Consider the following 14,778-nt stretch of genomic DNA (forward strand, 5'->3'; position numbering starts at 1 on the left):
TTCGGTGAGAAATCGGGTGGGGACGAGGTTGCTCAGACGCCGCTGCTGAGCTGCAGGCCGACGACACCGCCGATGACGATCACGATGCCGACCGCCTTTCGCCAGTCGACTCGTTGGCCGAACAGCACCGCTCCGAGAGCGACGATTCCGACACCGGCCAGGGAGGTCCAGATCGCGTAGCCGGCGCCGACGTCGAAGGTGAGCAGCGCCAGGCTCAGGAAGTAGGTCGCGATCGCGCCGCTGACCAAGGTGGCGACAGTCCATCGAATATCGGTGAAGCCCTTCGCTTTTCCGGCGGCCAGGGCGACGGTGACCTCGAAGACGACGGCGATGGCGAGGTAGAGCCAGTTCACGATAGTGCCTTTCTATGGTTGTACATACATATATATGCCGAGCGGAAGACCCTCCCGGCATGTCAGGTCAGGTCAGGAGCGTTCGCGTCCCGTTCGACGCGCGAGCAGCGCATCGAACATCGGCGACAGCTCTTCGGCGTCGTCGAGCAGACGTTCCAGCTGGAGCTGGAAGGGTTCGCGCGCGTCCCCGACGAGCGCCTCCCCCTCCTCGGTGATCACGGCGTACACACCGCGCCCGTCCTCCGAACACAAGTCCCGCCGCGTGAACCCTCGCGCCTCGAGCCGCCCCAGCAATCGGGTCACCGAACTCTGATTCAACCCGATCCGATGGGCCAGCTCGCTGACCCGGATCTCCTTGTCCGGTGCGGCGGCAAGCTGCCGGAGCGCGTGGTACTCGGTGAGCCCGATGCCGTGGTGCAGCGTCAGCCATTTACCGAGGCCCGAATCGACGGTCGCGACGAGAGCGGAAGCACGAAACCAGTCGTCGACCGGGTCGCCGACCGAGGGTGTTCCCCGTTCCGTAAGTCCATGCTTGTGCATGCAGTTAACTTAGCAGTGAACCTGCCGGGCCACAACCCGGCAGGTCGAGCGATCAAGGGGCCGGTTTGCACGGCATGGCGAGGGTGCGGAGGTCACCGTCATCGGCGGAGCGGATGTGGGCAGGGAGGTCGGGGGCGGACAGGTCGAGCATGATGTCGGGACCGATGGCGCCCGCGATCGCCGGGTAGAGGGTGGTTACGGCGAAGTGGATGGTGATCGGCGGGCCCGAGACCGTCGCACGCAGCTCGGTGGGCGGGTTCGGCCTGCCGTCCTGGGTCGACGCGTCCGGGCTCGGCACCGAGATCGTGGCCGTGTCCGGGGAATCGAAGCGCAGAGTCACGATCGGTGAGTCCGCGCGTTCCAGCGTTTCCAGCAGGTGCGCGCGGCCGAGGACGACTCTGGTCGGGGTCGAGGGCAGGGCTGCCAGCATGCGGCGGTAGTCGGGGAACTCCTCGGGCGAGCGAGGACAGCGCTGACTCGTCGCCGAATCCTCGGCGGCAGTGTGGAATTCGAGGGAATCGGGCGTGGGACGCAGGATCACCGTGTGCCGGCGGCGCAGCCAGGAGGCGGTGGCACGCAGTTCGGCGGCATCGATGGTCGCGGACCACTCCGCCGTCGCCGAGGACATCGGGCGCAGGGTTCGCGAGGCCAGCCGGTAGCGGTCGGTGGCGGTGAGGACCAGTTCGTCGGGGCGGGCTTCGAACAGGATGGTGTCGAGCACGGGCAGGGCCGGATCGGTGAGGGTTGCCGTGGAGACCTGGTCGATGGCTGCCGCGAGCGCCGGTCCGCCGACCCGCACGGCCTGGTCGGGTTCGGTGCCGGGCACCGCGCCGTGGTCGCTTCGGTCCGGAAACGGTCGGGGGTCCACGCCGAGCGCCCGGTGAGCAGCGGCGGCTGCGGCGTCGAACTCCCTGCGGCGGCAGTGCATTTCGGCGAGGTGGGCGTCGAGGAGGTCGGCGGCCCTGGCTGCGTCGGGTTCGGCGAGCACCGCCGCGACAGTCGGCAACGGCATGTCGACGGCGCGCAGGTGGCGGATCAGGCAGGCGGGACCGGCCTGGTCGGCGGTGTAGTAGCGGTAGCCGGTGTCCCCGTCCACCAGGGCGGGAACGAGGACTCCGGCGTCGGCGTAGAAGCGCAGGGCGCTGGCGTTCAGTCCGCAGACGCGGGCGAACGCTCCGATGGTGATCAGTTCGGTGTCAGGCACCGGCTCATGATCGGGGTTGCAGCGACTCGAAGGTCAAGACGAACCATCACGGGTGCCCGCGGCGACCATCTCGGGCGAACCGGTGCCCAGGTGGCGGTAGACGTTGGCGATGACCAGCTGGCCGAGGGCGTTGTTTCCGTAGCCGCCGATCACCGCGCCGATCCCGGCGGGGATGAGGGTGCCGAAGAGCAGCAGTCCGCGTTTGACCAGGTAGTTGACGATGAATCGTTTGGCAGGCCCGTCGGGCATGCTCGACAGACCCGGGATGTGGTCGGTGACGACGCCGAGCCACTGACCCTTCGTATGACCTGCTGTCTGTTCGAGGACCTTCGTGCCCGACTCGCCGAGCACCACCTTCGACACCAATCGCTGCTGGCGCGGATCTTCGGGCGCGATGCCGTACGCCGCGGCGGCGCCCACCGAGAACACCGAGGACGCTTCCACGAAGACGGCGGTGTCCACACCGGTGGCGGCCAGGCCGATCAGCGTGCCGATACCGGGTACGGCGGCGGTGAGCCCCACCGTCACGCCGCTGGCGGTGACGACAACGAGGTACTGGCGCGACAGCCGCTGCACGAGTTCCACCGGTGAATCGTCGGGGTGCCTGCTCCCCAGCCAGTCGACGTAACGCCGCACCACGGGTGCTTGCGCATGGGCGACCTTGTCGAGCGCGGGAACTACACGCTTGTCCACGAATTCACGCAGCATGCGGTTGACCTCTCCTGTCGGCACTGCTCCGGCGGCGATCCGCCACTCACACTAGGCGGATACCGTTTCCCTCCGGTGCGCAAACACGAGCGCGGCGCGGATCACCGATGAGTTCGGCCACGTTGTGGCGTCTGTTCCTCTGAACGAGCAACCGAACGAGAACGGATATCGCCCATGTCGAATACCCCGCGGAGCACCGGCCGCCGAGTCGTCGCCGAAGTCACCGTGTCCATGGACGGATACAGCGGCACCGGTCCCGACGACGATATGAGCTGGTGCATTGACTACATCACCAGCCCGCAGACCGAGATCACCTACGAGGGCATCTGGCGCGGCGCCGACACCGTCGTCCTCGGGCGGACCAATTGGGAAGGGTTCACCGCAGTCTGGCCGGGCATCACCGCCGACCCCGCCAGCTCCGCCCGCACCCGTGAGCTGGGCGAATGGCTCGCGAAGGTCGAGAAGGTCGTCTTCACCACCACCCTCGACCAGTCCGACCTGGACAAGGCCGCGTGGACCAACGCCAGAATCGGTCGCGACCCGGAAGCCGACGTGCGCGCGCTCAAAGCGGCCCCCGGACGCGACATCCTGATCACCAACAGCGCCAGCATCATTCAGTGTCTACTGCGCGCCGACCTGGTCGACGACCTCTACCTCACCATCGTCCCCACCACCCTCGGCGGCGGCCTGCGCCTGCTCCCCGACAACTACGCGTCGACCTGGCGCCTCGCCGCCGCGACCACCCTCCCCGACTCGGGCGCCGTGTCGGTGCACTACACCCGGCCCTGACGCCGGATCGCTCCCGGCGGTGGTCGTAGGCTGGGGAATCATGACCAGGAGCGCTCCCGATTCTTGCCCAGGGGTTCTGCGGCTGCACGAGGCCGCGGACGGGCCGTTGGCGCGGATCCGGGTGCCCGGCGGACGACTGGAATCCGGGCAGGTGCAGGTACTCGCGGAGGCCGCGCACGACCTGGGCAACGGGAGCCTCGAGCTGACCTCCCGCGGCAATGTGCAGTTGCGCCGGATACGGGACGCGAACGAACTGGCCGCCCGGCTGGCCACAGCGGGCCTGCTGCCGAGCCGCACGCACGAGCGAGTCCGCAATATCGTCGCCTCACCGCTGTCCGGGCGGGTGGGTGGATTTGCCGATGTACACGGGCTGGCCACCGACCTGGATGTGGGCTTGCAGGCCGATGCCGCGCTGGCGGACCTGCCCGGCCGGGTTCTGTTCACCCTTGACGACGGTCGCGGTGACGTGAGCACTCTGCGCGGCGATATCGGGATCCAGGCCGTCGGCGACGAGTTCGCGTTGCTGCTCGCCGGGACCGACACCGGCATCCGCGTCACTCCCGACGAGGCCGTCACGGTCATGCTCGACGCCGCCCGCGGATTCCTCGACCTGCGTGCGGAATCGGGGCAGTGGCGGTTGCACGAGATCCCCGGCGGTGTCGAGAAGGTCACCGAGACCCTGGACCGCTCCCCCGCCGGTGCGCGCCTGGAACTAGGTGCGACACATGACATTCCGATCGGCTGGCTCGAACAGGACAACGGCCTGATCGCCCTCGGCGCGGGTGTTCCGCTCGGCACACTGCCCGCGCGGGTCGCCGAATTCCTGGCCGCCGTCGAACACCCCGTGTTCCTCACGCCGTGGCGCAGTGTGGTGCTACCCGACCTGGAGGAGGGCACCGCGGAAACGGTGGTGCGGGTGCTGGCGCCGATGGGCTTGATCTTCGACGCCGGCTCCCCGTGGTTACAGGTGAGCGCCTGCGCGGGCCGCCCCGGCTGCGCCAAGTCCCACACCGACGTCCGCACCGACCTCACCGAAGCCATCGAAACCGGGCGCGTGCTCGGCGACGAACCACCCGACCCGACCGAGGGGCGTCCCGCGACAGTCGAGCCTGGCCGCGATGCCGAGCGCACCCTACCCGCCGACGCGGCGGACCGTGCCGAGTCCGGCCTCGATGCCGCCGACGTGGTGGCGACCGGCCGTCAACACTGGTCCGGCTGCGAACGCCGCTGTGGCCGCCCGACCGGACCTGTCACCGATGTCGTCGCAACCGAAGGCGGGTACCGGATCAACAGACCGGACTAGGTGAGGTCGGCGTTGCCCTCGATCACTTTCAGCAGGTAGTGGAACTTGCTGATTCGCCAGCCCGCGGGGGTGCGGCGAGCGGCGAGGGCGTAGCTGCCGATGAAGGTGCGGGTCTTGCCGTTGGCCGCGGAGTTGTTCACGTGGACGGCGATGGAGTCGGCGTGGGCGGTGGCCTCGTCGCCGTCGAGGTCGATCAGGTAGTTGCCGGCCTGATGGTGCACGGCGTCGAGGGCGTCCAGGCCCGCCTTCCAGTCGGCGGCGATGTCCTTCGAAGGGCGGATCGAGACCCCGTCACCGAATCCGCCGTCGAAGTCGACCTCGTCGGTGAAGACCTCGGTGACCAGATCGTCCCAGCGCTTGCGATCGCAGTACACGAACATCCGGGTGATCGTCTCGGTGATCGCCGAAGTGTCTGCGAGAGTGTTCGATTCGCCCATGCAGGCGAGCCTAGAACAGTCCGGCTCGCCGTGCAGTCCCGGCGGGATCACGCCATCGGCGTAGTCACCCGGGTAGCCTCCGACACCACCGAGGCGATCAGGACGACCGTCACGCCGACCACCGTCCATACCCCGCCGAGGTGTGGAGACGCCAGGGCCAGTCCGAGGGCGACGACGAGACACGGCAGCGGCCACCGCAACAACCAGAGATAACCCGCGCTGGGCACCCCACCCAGCCCGCACACCAGGAAATACGCCGCCGCCCCGCCGCACAGCACCCAGCCCATGCCCGCAGGCAGGTGGCCCGACGGGTGCGCGGCGACCAGACCGAGCCCCGCGGCCACGGTGGCCACGGCCCCGCTGAGCGCGCAATGCATCGCCATCAACCGTGGCAGCAGCAGGGGCGACGCATCCGCCGACTGCTCCATCATGCGAGGAACGAACCCGAACCGCAGAGTCAGCGCCCACATCGCCAGCAGCGACAGGAACGCACAGACACCGATCATCGCGACGGGCACGGTCCATTCTTCTGCGGACACCGCCGCGATCACCGAGATCACGCCCTCCCCGAGCACGATGATCAGGAACTGACCGAGCCGCTCCCCCAGATGCGGTGAATCGGCGTGCAGCGCTTGCAGTTTCGGCAGGGTCGCGTGGCCGCGTGGCCCGCCGCGCGGCGCCCGGCCACGTCCCCGGCGCAGGCGGGCCCGTATCCGGCGTTCGGCGTCGACCATTCTGCGTTCGGCATCGACGGCGAACATGATCCACAGGTCGATCGCCAGCCCCACCGCCCAGAGCACGAACTTCCACGGCGCGGGAACCCACAGCGACACCACCCACGGCACGGTGCCCGCGCCGATCTGGGCAACCGGCCAGTCGACCACCACCTGCCCGCGCCGCCACACCATCGCCGACACGATTCGCACCAGCACATAGATCGCCGCGAACACCCCGGCGTGTTCGCCGGGCAGCCCGTCGACGGCGGCCATCATCACGCACAGCCCGAACATGCAGCCGAACACCATCGTGGTCCTGGCCTGTTCGCCCGCCACGTTGCTGTACACGGTGACGCAGGCCCACACCACCCAAAAGGCCAGGTAGAGCACGACATACAGCCCGAACTCGGCGAGTGAGGGACCTCGGTGCAGCAGATGGGTGAGCTGGCCGATGCCTGCGACCGCCACCAAGTCGAAGAAGAGTTCGGTCCAGCTGGCGCGCCGTTCCTCGGTGGTGTGCTCCGGGTTTGCCACCCGCCATGTATGGGGCCCGGCGGCGACCCTTCGTGTCAGCGCTCGGTCGTGTCGCATCGACGACGCGGGCCTGTCCCCGGCGCGAAAACCGCTCGACGCCATGATCGGGACGGCCCTACGCTGACGTCCTCGAAACGAGGGGGTTTCCATGTCCACACTGCGAGTGACGGCCGAGCGGCTCGTCGTCGTCCCACACCCGAACGCCGACCGGTTGGAGCTGGCCCAGGTCGGGCTGTACCGGGCCGTCGTTGCCAAGGGGCAGTTCGTCACCGGCGACCACGCCGTCTACATTCCGGAACAGGCGATCGTGCCGGACCCGCTGATCGCCGAGCTGGGTCTCACCGGCAAATTGGCCGGGGCACAGCGCAATCGGGTGAAGGCGGTGCGGTTGCGTGGGGAGGTGTCCCAGGGCATCGTCTGCACGCCGAGCGCTCTGTCGGGCACGGATCTCGCGGCGGCGGCCGAGGCGCGCACCGACTTCGCCGCCGAGCTCGGTGTGACCAAATGGGTACCCCCGGTTCCGGTTTCGATGTCGGGACAAGTGGAACCCGCTCCCGATCTGCTGCGCTGGGTCGATGTGGAGAACATCAAGCGGTTTCCCGACATCTTCGCCGAAGGCGAGCCGGTGGTGGCGACGGAGAAGATCCACGGCACCGCCTTTCTGCTCACCCATCTGCGCGCCGAGGACCGGATCTTAGTGTCGTCCAAGGGAATCGGTGGCCGGTCGCAGGCACTGATCCGCACCGAGGGCAACCTGTACTGGCGGGCGGTGCACAGCCATCGGCTCGACGAGGCGGCCCGCGTGCTCGCCGACGCCCTCGACGCCGACCGGGTCGGGCTGTTCGGTGAGGTGTTCGGGGCGGGCGTGCAGGACTTGCACTACGGTGCGTCGGCCGCGCACGACGACACGCTCGGATTCGCCCTGTTCGACGTCGCGGTCGAGCAGGCGGGTGCGCCGGTGCGCTGGCTCGACCACCACGAGATCGGCTCCCTACTAGGCGAACTCGGCCTCGGCATCCCGCGCGTACCGGTCCTCTACGAAGGCCCCTACGACGCGGAGTTGTTGCTGAAGCTGGCCGAGGGCACCGAGACCGTCAGCGGGTCGGGCGGCAATATCCGCGAGGGGCTCGTGGTGCGTGCCGCGCGCGAGCGGCACTCGCCCGTGCTCGGCGGCCGTGCCATCGGCAAGATCGTCTCCGACGCGTACCTGCTGCGCGACGGCGGCACCGAGTTCGAATGATCGGGTCGGCCGGGGAACCCAGCGCTCCCCGGCCGGTTCAGGGCCGGGGTGTGTGCAGTTCGAGGACGCAGCACTTCACGCCGCCACCACCTTTGCGCAGCTCGGACATGTCGACCGGGACCGGTTCGAAACCCCGCTCGCGCAGGGCCGCGATCAGCCCGGTCGCGCCCTGGTCGAGGAAGACGTGGCGGCCGTCGCTCACCCCGTTGAGGCCGAAGGACAGGGCATCGGCCTCGGTCGCCTGGATCGCATCCGGGTAATGGACGGCCAGTGCCTCGCGGGCCCGCGGGCTGAAGGCCCCTGGGTAGTAGGCGATGGTGGTCTCGTCGAGGCACATCAGCGCGGTGTCGAGGTGATAGAAGCGGGGGTCGATCAGCTCGAGCGAGAGCACGGGCAGGCCGAAGAACCGTTGCACCTCGGCGTGGGCCGCCGCGGTGCAGCGGAATCCCACTCCGGCCAGGATCCGCTCGCCCGCGAACGTGAAATCGCCTTCCCCCTCGTTGGTTTCGGCTGCAACGGACAGCTCACGTAACTCCCGCGCCGCGAACCAGCGGTGGAACGCCGGGCCCTCCGGCTGCCGCTCGGGATGGGCGAAGCGGGCCGACAACGCGCGACCGCCGATCACGATCGCGCTGTTGGCCGCGAACACCATGTCGGGCAGGCCCGGCTCACCCGGCACGGTCTCCACCGAATGCCCGTGCTGTTCGAGCAGCGCGCGCAGGATCTCCCACTGCGACAGCGCCCGCGCCCGGTCCACCGGCGCCGCCGGATCCATCCACGGATTGATCGCGTAGGTGACCTCGAAGTGGTCCGGCCGGCACATCACGAAGCGGCGCGGGGTGGCCACCCGCGCCGGAGTGGAGGAGGGAAGGGGAAGGACGGCGGTCATCAGAACTCCCGGTGGCTGCGCGGCGCGAATCGACGCCTCGACGGTAAATGTCGTCGCGTTGCGTGGGGAACACCGATTCATTGCGTGTATCGATGGGAAAATGGCGATCCATTGCGCGAGAGGATCCTCATGGACGACATCGACCGCCGCATTCTCGCCGCCCTGCTGAAGAACGCACGCGCCACCTTCGGCGAGATCGGCTCGACCGTCGGATTGTCGGCGCCCGCGGTGAAGCGGCGGGTGGACAAGATGGTGGCGGGTGGGCAGATCACCGGGTTCACCGCCCTGGTCAATCCGGCCGCCCTCGGCTGGACCACCGAGGCGTACGTGGAGGTGTACTACCGCGACAACATCTCCCCCGCCGAACTGCGCCGGACATTGGAACCGATCCCGCAGGTCGTCGGAGTGTGCACCATCGCGGGCGAGGCCGACGCGCTGGTGCACGTGATGGCCACCGACATGGCCGAGATCGAGGTGACCGTGGAGCGGATCAGGGAGAACGCGCGTGTGGGGCGCACCAGGAGTTCGCTGGTGATGTCGCGCATCCTCGAGCGCCCACGCACCTGAGCCGACCGCGCCGAACACCACGTCGCGGCCAGGTTCTAGGGTTGTGCGCATGTCCGACGTGCGCACCAGTTACCTCACCGACGGGGCCGAGATCTATCGGCGCTCGTTCGCGACCATCCGCGCCGAAGCCGACCTCGCCGGTTTCCCCACCGATGTCGAGCGCGTGGTGGTGCGGATGATCCACGGGTGCGGACAGGTCGACCTGGCGGGCGACATCGCCTACACCCCCGGTGTGGTCGCGGCCGCGCGCACCGCGTTGCGGGCAGGCAAACCGATCATCTGCGACGCCAACATGGTCGCCTCGGGCGTCACCCGCAAGCGGCTGCCCGCCGACAACCCGGTGCTGTGCAACCTCACCGATCCGCGCGTGCCCGAGCTGGCCGCGAGCATGGGCAATACCCGTTCGGTCGCCGCGCTCGAGCTGCTGCGCGCCGAACTCGACGGCGCGGTGGTCGCCATCGGCAACGCCCCGACCGCGCTGTTCCACCTGCTCGACATGCTCGACGCAGGCGCACCGCGACCCGCCGCGATCATCGGCATCCCCGTCGGTTTCATCGGCGCGGCCGAATCCAAGCAGGCGCTGATCGACTTCGGTGGCGTCGAATATCTGACCGTGCGCGGCAGGCGGGGCGGCAGCGCCATCACCGCGTCGGCGCTGAACGCGATTGCGAGCGAACAGGAATGAGCGGCACACTCTGGGGCATCGGCCTCGGCCCCGGCGATCCCGAACTGGTGACGGTGAAAGCGGCCCGGCTCATCGGCGCCGCCGACGTGGTGGCCTTCCACAGCGCCCGGCACGGGCGAAGCATCTCCCGAGGTATCGCCGAGCCGTACATGCGGCCCGGCCAGATCGAAGAGCACCTCGTCTACCCGGTGACCACCGAGACCACCGACCACCCCGGCGGGTACCAGGGCGCGATCGACGAGTTCTACGAGCAGGCCGCCGCCCGGCTGGCCGCCCACCTCGCCGCCGGACGCGATGTCGCCCTGCTCGCGGCCGGTGACCCGCTGTTCTACTCCTCGTACATGCACATGCACCGCCGCCTGGCCGACCGGTTCCACGCCGAGATCGTCCCCGGCATCACCTCGGTGAGCGCGGCCTCGGCGGCGCTCGGCACCCCCCTGGTGGAAGGCGAGCAGGTACTCACGGTGCTGCCCGGCACCATGCCCGTCGACGAACTCACCGAGCGGCTGCGCGAGACCGACGCCGCGGCGATCATGAAGCTGGGACGGACCTTCCCCGGTGTGCGCCGGGCGCTCGCCGACGCCGGTCGCCTCGACGACGCCTACTACGTCGAGCGCGCGAGCAGCACCCGTCAGCGGGTGCTCGCGGCCGCCGACGTCGACGAGGCCGAGGTGCCGTACTTCTCGATCACGCTGGTTCCCGGGCCGACCCCGACCACCGGGGTCGCGTCCCTCCTCGGCGGACAGCACCGCGGCGCGCCGACAGACGGGTCGGCGCGGATCGAAACGAGTTCGCACCACGAATCAGCAAGCGCGACTGGTGAAGTCGTGGTCGTCGGCCTAGGGCCCGGTGCAACCGACTGGACCACGCCGGAGGTCACGGCCGCTCTGGACGAGGCGACCGATCTCGTCGGCTACACGACATATATCAACCGTGTCCCCGAGCGGGCCGGCCAGCGCAGGCACGCCAGCGACAACAAGGTCGAGTCGGAGCGCGCCGCGATGGCACTCGATCTGGCCAAGCGGGGTGCGCGGGTCGCCGTGGTCTCCTCCGGTGATCCGGGGGTGTTCGCGATGGCCTCGGCGGTGCTCGAGGTGTCGGCCGAACCACAGTTCAAGGATGTGCCGGTGCGGGTGCTGCCGGGGCTCACGGCGGCCAACGCGGTGGCGAGCCGGGTCGGGGCACCGCTGGGCCACGACTACGCGATGATCTCGCTCTCCGATCGGCTCAAGCCGTGGGAGGTTGTGGCGCAACGGCTTTCGGCTGTCGCGGCGGCGGATATGGCGATCGCGATCTACAACCCGGCCTCCACGCAGCGACGTTGGCAGGTGGGCGCGATGCGCGAGATCCTGCTGACCCATCGTGACCCGGAGACGCCGGTGGTGCTCGGTCGCGATGTCGGCGGGCCGACGGAATCGGTGCGGGTGGTGACCCTCGCCGACCTGAACCCCGACGAGGTCGACATGCGCACCCTGCTCATCATCGGCGCCTCTACTACGACGGCCTTCGACACGCCTGAGGGGACCCGCGTCTTCACGGCGCGCCGCTACGAGAACGCCTAGACCCACGACACGCCGCGACACGGGCAACCTTGGCGCGACCCCCACCCTGGCCTAACATTCCACATAGGAATGTAGTTCGAAGGGAGTTGACCGTTGACCGACACCGCGACCCGCCGCCGCCCGCTGAACTCCACCGCGGCTTCACTGCTGGGGTTCCTGCACGAGGGTCCGATGTCGGGCTGGGACCTGGCGACTCTCGCCCAGCAACGCATCGGCGACTTCTGGACCATCACCCAGAGCCAGGTCTACCGCGAACTCGCCACAATGGACACCGCGGGCCTGGTGACCAAGGGCGAACGAGGTGCGCGAGAGCGCATTCCCTACCGGATCACCGAGGCCGGACGGGAGGCGTTCGCCGAATGGATCGCCCGCGATCCCGGCGCCGAGACGATCCGGGTGCCGTTGCTGCTCACACTGTCGTTCGGCGAGCACCTCGATCCCACGCACCGCGACCGGATCATCACCGCCAACCGCAACATCCACCAGGACCGGCTCGACCGGTATCTCGACGAGGACGCGACCGCTCTGGCGCCCTACCAGCGGGCCACTCTCGAATTCGGGATCTGCTACGAGCGCGCGGTGCTGCAGTGGTTCGACCAGTTGCCCGCCGTCTTTGCCGGGCAACCGCCGCGCTGAGCTCAGGAAACGCTGTGCGCGGTCGCGAGCCGCAACCAGTCGAGGGCGGCGCCGACCTCGTCGACGACGTTCGCGCCCGCGGGCAGGGGTGGGCGTTCGATCATGACGACCGGCACGCCTGCCGTGCGCGCCGCGGCGATCTTCGCCTCGGTCTGCGCGCCGCCGCTGTTCTTGGTGACCAGGACGTCGATGCGATGACGCGACATCAGCACCAGCTCCTCGTCGAAGGTGAACGGCCCACGCGCGAGCAACAATTCGTAGCGCGGTGGCAGCGGGCCGGTCGGCGCGTCGATCGATCGGATGACGAAACGCTGCCTGCGACAGCCCGCGAAGGCGCCGACACCTTGGCGGCCGATGGTGAGCAGCACGTTCTCGCCCCGGTCGGCCAGGGCGGAGGCGGCCCCGGCGAGATCGGGTACCCGCGTCCACAGGTCGCCCCGGCGCGGCACCCATTCGGGGCGGCGCAGGTGCAGCGCGGGCAGGCCGAGGTCGGCGGCCGCGGTCGCCGCATGGGTACTGACCTGGGCCGCGAAGGGGTGGGTGGCATCCACGACGGCATCGATACGGTTCTCGCGTAGCCAGGTTCGGAGGCCCTCGACACCACCGAATCCGCCGATGCGCACCGGACCGACCGGCAATCGCGGGTTGGCGACACGTCCCGCCAGCGAGGAGACGATATCGACTCCACGCTCACCGGACGCCAGGTTCGCCAGCTCACGAGCCTCGCCCGTACCGCCGAGGATCAGAACTCTCAGGACTGCCCGCTGACGTCGTCCCGGTCAGGGGTGGTCGACCTGGTGCACCGCATACAACTCCGTCCATCGAAATCGAGGCTCCGAGTTTTGCCCGGGGCCGCGCCCGACCATACCCCCGTTGAGGAAGTGTTACACCTTCGGTGCATAACTTTCTGGGTGAGCTTGCAGATGCACTCACTGTTCGGCCGTGATCTGGTCGTGATCTGACCGTGATCGGCACAGTTGCGACATGGACGGTTGACCAGCATGTTCGCCGCCCGCGCCCTGGTCGCCGGTGCGGCCGCACCGGCGAGGCGGGCAACGGTTTCGAGTCCGGCAGCGGCACTGGGCGATTGCCCAGCATCTCGATGCCATCGGACACATAAGCCGTGTGTGAGCGATGTTCGGCCGGTGGTGCGCGAGACCACGTGCGGACTGAACAGTCGCATCGGGTGGTCCCGCGAAAAAGAGCAAATTCGGGGCGCACACCCCGTCGCATCGTTATGCGAGAGACGGGTGACCCGTCAGGAATTTGCGCGCGGTTTGACGACGATCCACTGCGCGACGGGAAGCTGCGGCCGCCACGCGGTGAATCCGCCGAGCGGTTCGCCTCGGTAGATCTGGAATTTGCGCAGGGTGCCACCGTGGCGCGCGCACCAGGCCAGCAGCAGCGTTTCCGACTCGGCGGTCACCGCATTGGCCACCAGACGGCCGCCGGGCCGCAGGCGTTGCCAGCAGGCGTCGAAAACGCCGTCCTGGGTGAGTCCGCCGCCGAGGAATATCGCGTCGGGCGCCGGGGAGTCGGTGCGGGTGTCGGGGAACGCGCCGCGCACCGCGATGCCGGGCACACCGAGCGCGTGCGCGTTGGTGGTGATCTGATCGCGGCGGGCGGGCAGGCGTTCATAGGTGACCGCGCGGCACGCCGGGTGGGTACGGCACCATTCGATCGCGATGGTGCCCGAACCACCGCCGACATCCCACAGCAGTTCGCCGGGGGCCGGGGCGAGGGCGCTGACGGTGAGTGCGCGGACCTCGGCCTTGGTGAGCTGGCCGTCGCCGGTGAACGAATCGTCGCGCAGGCCGGGCATTCTCGTGCGGCGGGGGTGATGCGGGTCGGCCACGCAGTCGATGGCACAGAGATTGAGCGGGTCACCCGGGGGGTGCTGCCAGTCGTCGGCCGTGCCGGTACGCAGGCATTCGTTCTCGCCGCCGAGCTGTTCGAGCACGGTGAGCGTGGAGGCACCGAAACCGTTGTCGCGCAGCAGTTCCGCCAGCGCGGCCGGGGTCGATTCGTTCTCGCTCAGGACGAGAATTCGACGGCGGTCGGCCAGTTCCGGCAGCACCGTGGTGAGCGGTCGGGCGACCACACTCACCACCGGGGTCTCGGCCAGCGGCCAGCCGAGCCGGGCGCACGCCAGCGACGCCGACGACGGTTGCGGGTACACGTCGAGCGCGCCGGGTCCGACGATGCGGGCCAGGGTGGCACCGATGCCGTAGAACATGGGATCGCCGCTGGCGAGCACGGTGAGCCGCCGACCGCTGTGCTGCGCAAGCAGTTCCGGGAGAGCGGGCAGCAGGGGTGTCGGCCACGGGATTCGCTCGAACTTCCCGTCCGGTATCAGCGCCAGCTGCCGCGGCGACCCGAACACCACTTCGCTGTCCTCGACTGCCGCTTTGGCCCGCTCCCCCAGACCACCCCACCCGTCCGCGCCGATACCCACCACGCGGATCGGGACACCCGACCACGCCGCACTGGTCATCGGGGTACCCCACCCGTCTGCGAGCGGACTATCGTTGTCGCACGCAGAGCAGTGTCGATGCGCTCACGCCGGGCCGTCGGGACGGCAGCCACCGCGACATACGGCGCCGAACCGGGGCGCG

16 protein-coding genes are annotated in these 14,778 nt (G+C 69.2%); 7 read left to right on the top strand and 9 right to left on the bottom strand.

What is annotated here, in order from left to right; genetic code table 11:
* Positions 1-32 precede the first annotated feature (32 nt).
* From NCO8_RS01185 to NCO8_RS01200, 4 genes are all read right to left on the bottom strand, one after another.
* Positions 33-353, bottom strand: coding sequence for a DMT family transporter (locus tag NCO8_RS01185; RefSeq protein WP_067635662.1), 321 nt, complete (start codon positions 351-353; stop codon positions 33-35).
* 72 nt (positions 354-425) lie between these two features.
* Positions 426-893: a MarR family winged helix-turn-helix transcriptional regulator gene (locus NCO8_RS01190; RefSeq protein ID WP_067635665.1), complete on the bottom strand. Its 468-nt coding sequence runs from the start codon at positions 891-893 to the stop codon at positions 426-428.
* A 52-nt stretch (positions 894-945) separates the two neighbouring features.
* Positions 946-2,097: a DNA polymerase III subunit beta family protein gene (locus NCO8_RS01195; protein WP_067635667.1), complete on the bottom strand. Its 1,152-nt coding sequence runs from the start codon at positions 2,095-2,097 to the stop codon at positions 946-948.
* A 33-nt stretch (positions 2,098-2,130) separates the two neighbouring features.
* Positions 2,131-2,805, bottom strand: a complete 675-nt coding sequence (locus NCO8_RS01200; RefSeq protein ID WP_067635669.1) for a hypothetical protein — start codon at positions 2,803-2,805, stop codon at positions 2,131-2,133.
* 174 nt (positions 2,806-2,979) lie between these two features.
* On the opposite strand from NCO8_RS01200, the gene NCO8_RS01205 reads away from it, so the two are divergent.
* Together NCO8_RS01205 and cobG are read left to right on the top strand one after the other, a co-directional pair.
* The gene (locus NCO8_RS01205; RefSeq protein ID WP_067635671.1) at positions 2,980-3,594 is read left to right on the top strand and encodes a dihydrofolate reductase family protein; all 615 of its coding nucleotides are present in this window, start codon (positions 2,980-2,982) and stop codon (positions 3,592-3,594) included.
* A gap of 40 nt (positions 3,595-3,634) precedes the next feature.
* Positions 3,635-4,897 (top strand): precorrin-3B synthase, encoded by a 1,263-nt coding sequence (gene cobG / locus NCO8_RS01210; RefSeq protein WP_067635673.1) that lies wholly within the window; start codon positions 3,635-3,637, stop codon positions 4,895-4,897.
* On the opposite strand, the gene NCO8_RS01215 is transcribed toward cobG, so the two are convergent.
* Positions 4,894-5,334 carry a nuclear transport factor 2 family protein gene (locus NCO8_RS01215; RefSeq protein WP_067635674.1) on the bottom strand — a complete coding sequence of 147 codons (441 nt, stop codon included), beginning with the start codon at positions 5,332-5,334 and terminating at the stop codon, positions 4,894-4,896. The two genes, cobG and NCO8_RS01215, sit on opposite strands and share 4 nt — an antisense overlap.
* A gap of 47 nt (positions 5,335-5,381) precedes the next feature.
* Positions 5,382-6,584, bottom strand: coding sequence for a low temperature requirement protein A (locus NCO8_RS01220; RefSeq protein ID WP_067635676.1), 1,203 nt, complete (start codon positions 6,582-6,584; stop codon positions 5,382-5,384).
* 148 nt (positions 6,585-6,732) lie between these two features.
* On the opposite strand from NCO8_RS01220, the gene NCO8_RS01225 reads away from it, so the two are divergent.
* Positions 6,733-7,824 (top strand): RNA ligase (ATP), encoded by a 1,092-nt coding sequence (locus NCO8_RS01225; RefSeq protein ID WP_067635678.1) that lies wholly within the window; start codon positions 6,733-6,735, stop codon positions 7,822-7,824.
* A 37-nt stretch (positions 7,825-7,861) separates the two neighbouring features.
* On the opposite strand, the gene ddaH is transcribed toward NCO8_RS01225, so the two are convergent.
* Positions 7,862-8,713, bottom strand: a complete 852-nt coding sequence (gene ddaH / locus NCO8_RS01230; RefSeq protein ID WP_067635680.1) for a dimethylargininase — start codon at positions 8,711-8,713, stop codon at positions 7,862-7,864.
* Between the two features lie 129 nt (positions 8,714-8,842).
* Here ddaH and NCO8_RS01235 point away from each other — a divergent pair, with 129 nt between their 5' ends.
* The 4 genes from NCO8_RS01235 to NCO8_RS01250 all read left to right on the top strand — a co-directional run bounded on the left by NCO8_RS01235 (position 8,843) and on the right by NCO8_RS01250 (position 12,163).
* The gene (locus tag NCO8_RS01235; protein ID WP_067492196.1) at positions 8,843-9,280 is read left to right on the top strand and encodes an Lrp/AsnC family transcriptional regulator; all 438 of its coding nucleotides are present in this window, start codon (positions 8,843-8,845) and stop codon (positions 9,278-9,280) included.
* Between the two features lie 49 nt (positions 9,281-9,329).
* Positions 9,330-9,965: a precorrin-8X methylmutase gene (locus NCO8_RS01240; protein ID WP_067635682.1), complete on the top strand. Its 636-nt coding sequence runs from the start codon at positions 9,330-9,332 to the stop codon at positions 9,963-9,965.
* Positions 9,962-11,527 (top strand): precorrin-3B C(17)-methyltransferase, encoded by a 1,566-nt coding sequence (gene cobJ, locus NCO8_RS01245; protein ID WP_067635684.1) that lies wholly within the window; start codon positions 9,962-9,964, stop codon positions 11,525-11,527. Before NCO8_RS01240 ends, cobJ begins: the two co-directional genes overlap by 4 nt.
* Positions 11,528-11,620: 93 nt before the next feature.
* Complete coding sequence (locus NCO8_RS01250) at positions 11,621-12,163, top strand: PadR family transcriptional regulator (RefSeq protein WP_067635686.1); 543 nt, start codon at positions 11,621-11,623, stop codon at positions 12,161-12,163.
* Between the two features lie 2 nt (positions 12,164-12,165).
* Here NCO8_RS01250 and NCO8_RS01255 read toward each other — a convergent pair whose 3' ends face one another.
* On the bottom strand, positions 12,166-12,918 hold the full coding sequence (locus tag NCO8_RS01255) for a cobalt-precorrin-6A reductase (RefSeq protein WP_067635688.1): 753 nt from the start codon (positions 12,916-12,918) through the stop codon (positions 12,166-12,168).
* Between the two features lie 503 nt (positions 12,919-13,421).
* Complete coding sequence (locus NCO8_RS01260; RefSeq protein ID WP_067635691.1) at positions 13,422-14,657, bottom strand: bifunctional cobalt-precorrin-7 (C(5))-methyltransferase/cobalt-precorrin-6B (C(15))-methyltransferase; 1,236 nt, start codon at positions 14,655-14,657, stop codon at positions 13,422-13,424.
* Positions 14,658-14,778 lie beyond the last annotated feature (121 nt).

Origin of the sequence: Nocardia coubleae NBRC 108252, assembly GCF_001612805.1 — a bacterium.
GTDB classification, from domain to species: Bacteria; Actinomycetota; Actinomycetes; order Mycobacteriales; family Mycobacteriaceae; genus Nocardia; species Nocardia coubleae.

Excerpts from the sequence above, each read along its gene's own strand:
- ddaH (WP_067635680.1), bottom strand. The coding sequence starts at position 8,713 with ATGACCGCCGTCCTTCCCCTTCCCTCCTCCACTCCGGCGCGGGTGGCC.
- NCO8_RS01225 (WP_067635678.1), top strand. The coding sequence starts at position 6,733 with ATGTCCACACTGCGAGTGACGGCCGAGCGGCTCGTCGTCGTCCCACAC.
- cobG (WP_067635673.1), top strand. The coding sequence starts at position 3,635 with ATGACCAGGAGCGCTCCCGATTCTTGCCCAGGGGTTCTGCGGCTGCAC.
- NCO8_RS01205 (WP_067635671.1), top strand. The coding sequence starts at position 2,980 with ATGTCGAATACCCCGCGGAGCACCGGCCGCCGAGTCGTCGCCGAAGTC.
- cobJ (WP_067635684.1), top strand. The coding sequence starts at position 9,962 with ATGAGCGGCACACTCTGGGGCATCGGCCTCGGCCCCGGCGATCCCGAA.
- NCO8_RS01190 (WP_067635665.1), bottom strand. The coding sequence starts at position 893 with ATGCACAAGCATGGACTTACGGAACGGGGAACACCCTCGGTCGGCGAC.
- NCO8_RS01240 (WP_067635682.1), top strand. The coding sequence starts at position 9,330 with ATGTCCGACGTGCGCACCAGTTACCTCACCGACGGGGCCGAGATCTAT.
- NCO8_RS01235 (WP_067492196.1), top strand. The coding sequence starts at position 8,843 with ATGGACGACATCGACCGCCGCATTCTCGCCGCCCTGCTGAAGAACGCA.
- NCO8_RS01200 (WP_067635669.1), bottom strand. The coding sequence starts at position 2,805 with ATGCTGCGTGAATTCGTGGACAAGCGTGTAGTTCCCGCGCTCGACAAG.
- NCO8_RS01215 (WP_067635674.1), bottom strand. The coding sequence starts at position 5,334 with ATGGGCGAATCGAACACTCTCGCAGACACTTCGGCGATCACCGAGACG.
- NCO8_RS01260 (WP_067635691.1), bottom strand. The coding sequence starts at position 14,657 with ATGACCAGTGCGGCGTGGTCGGGTGTCCCGATCCGCGTGGTGGGTATC.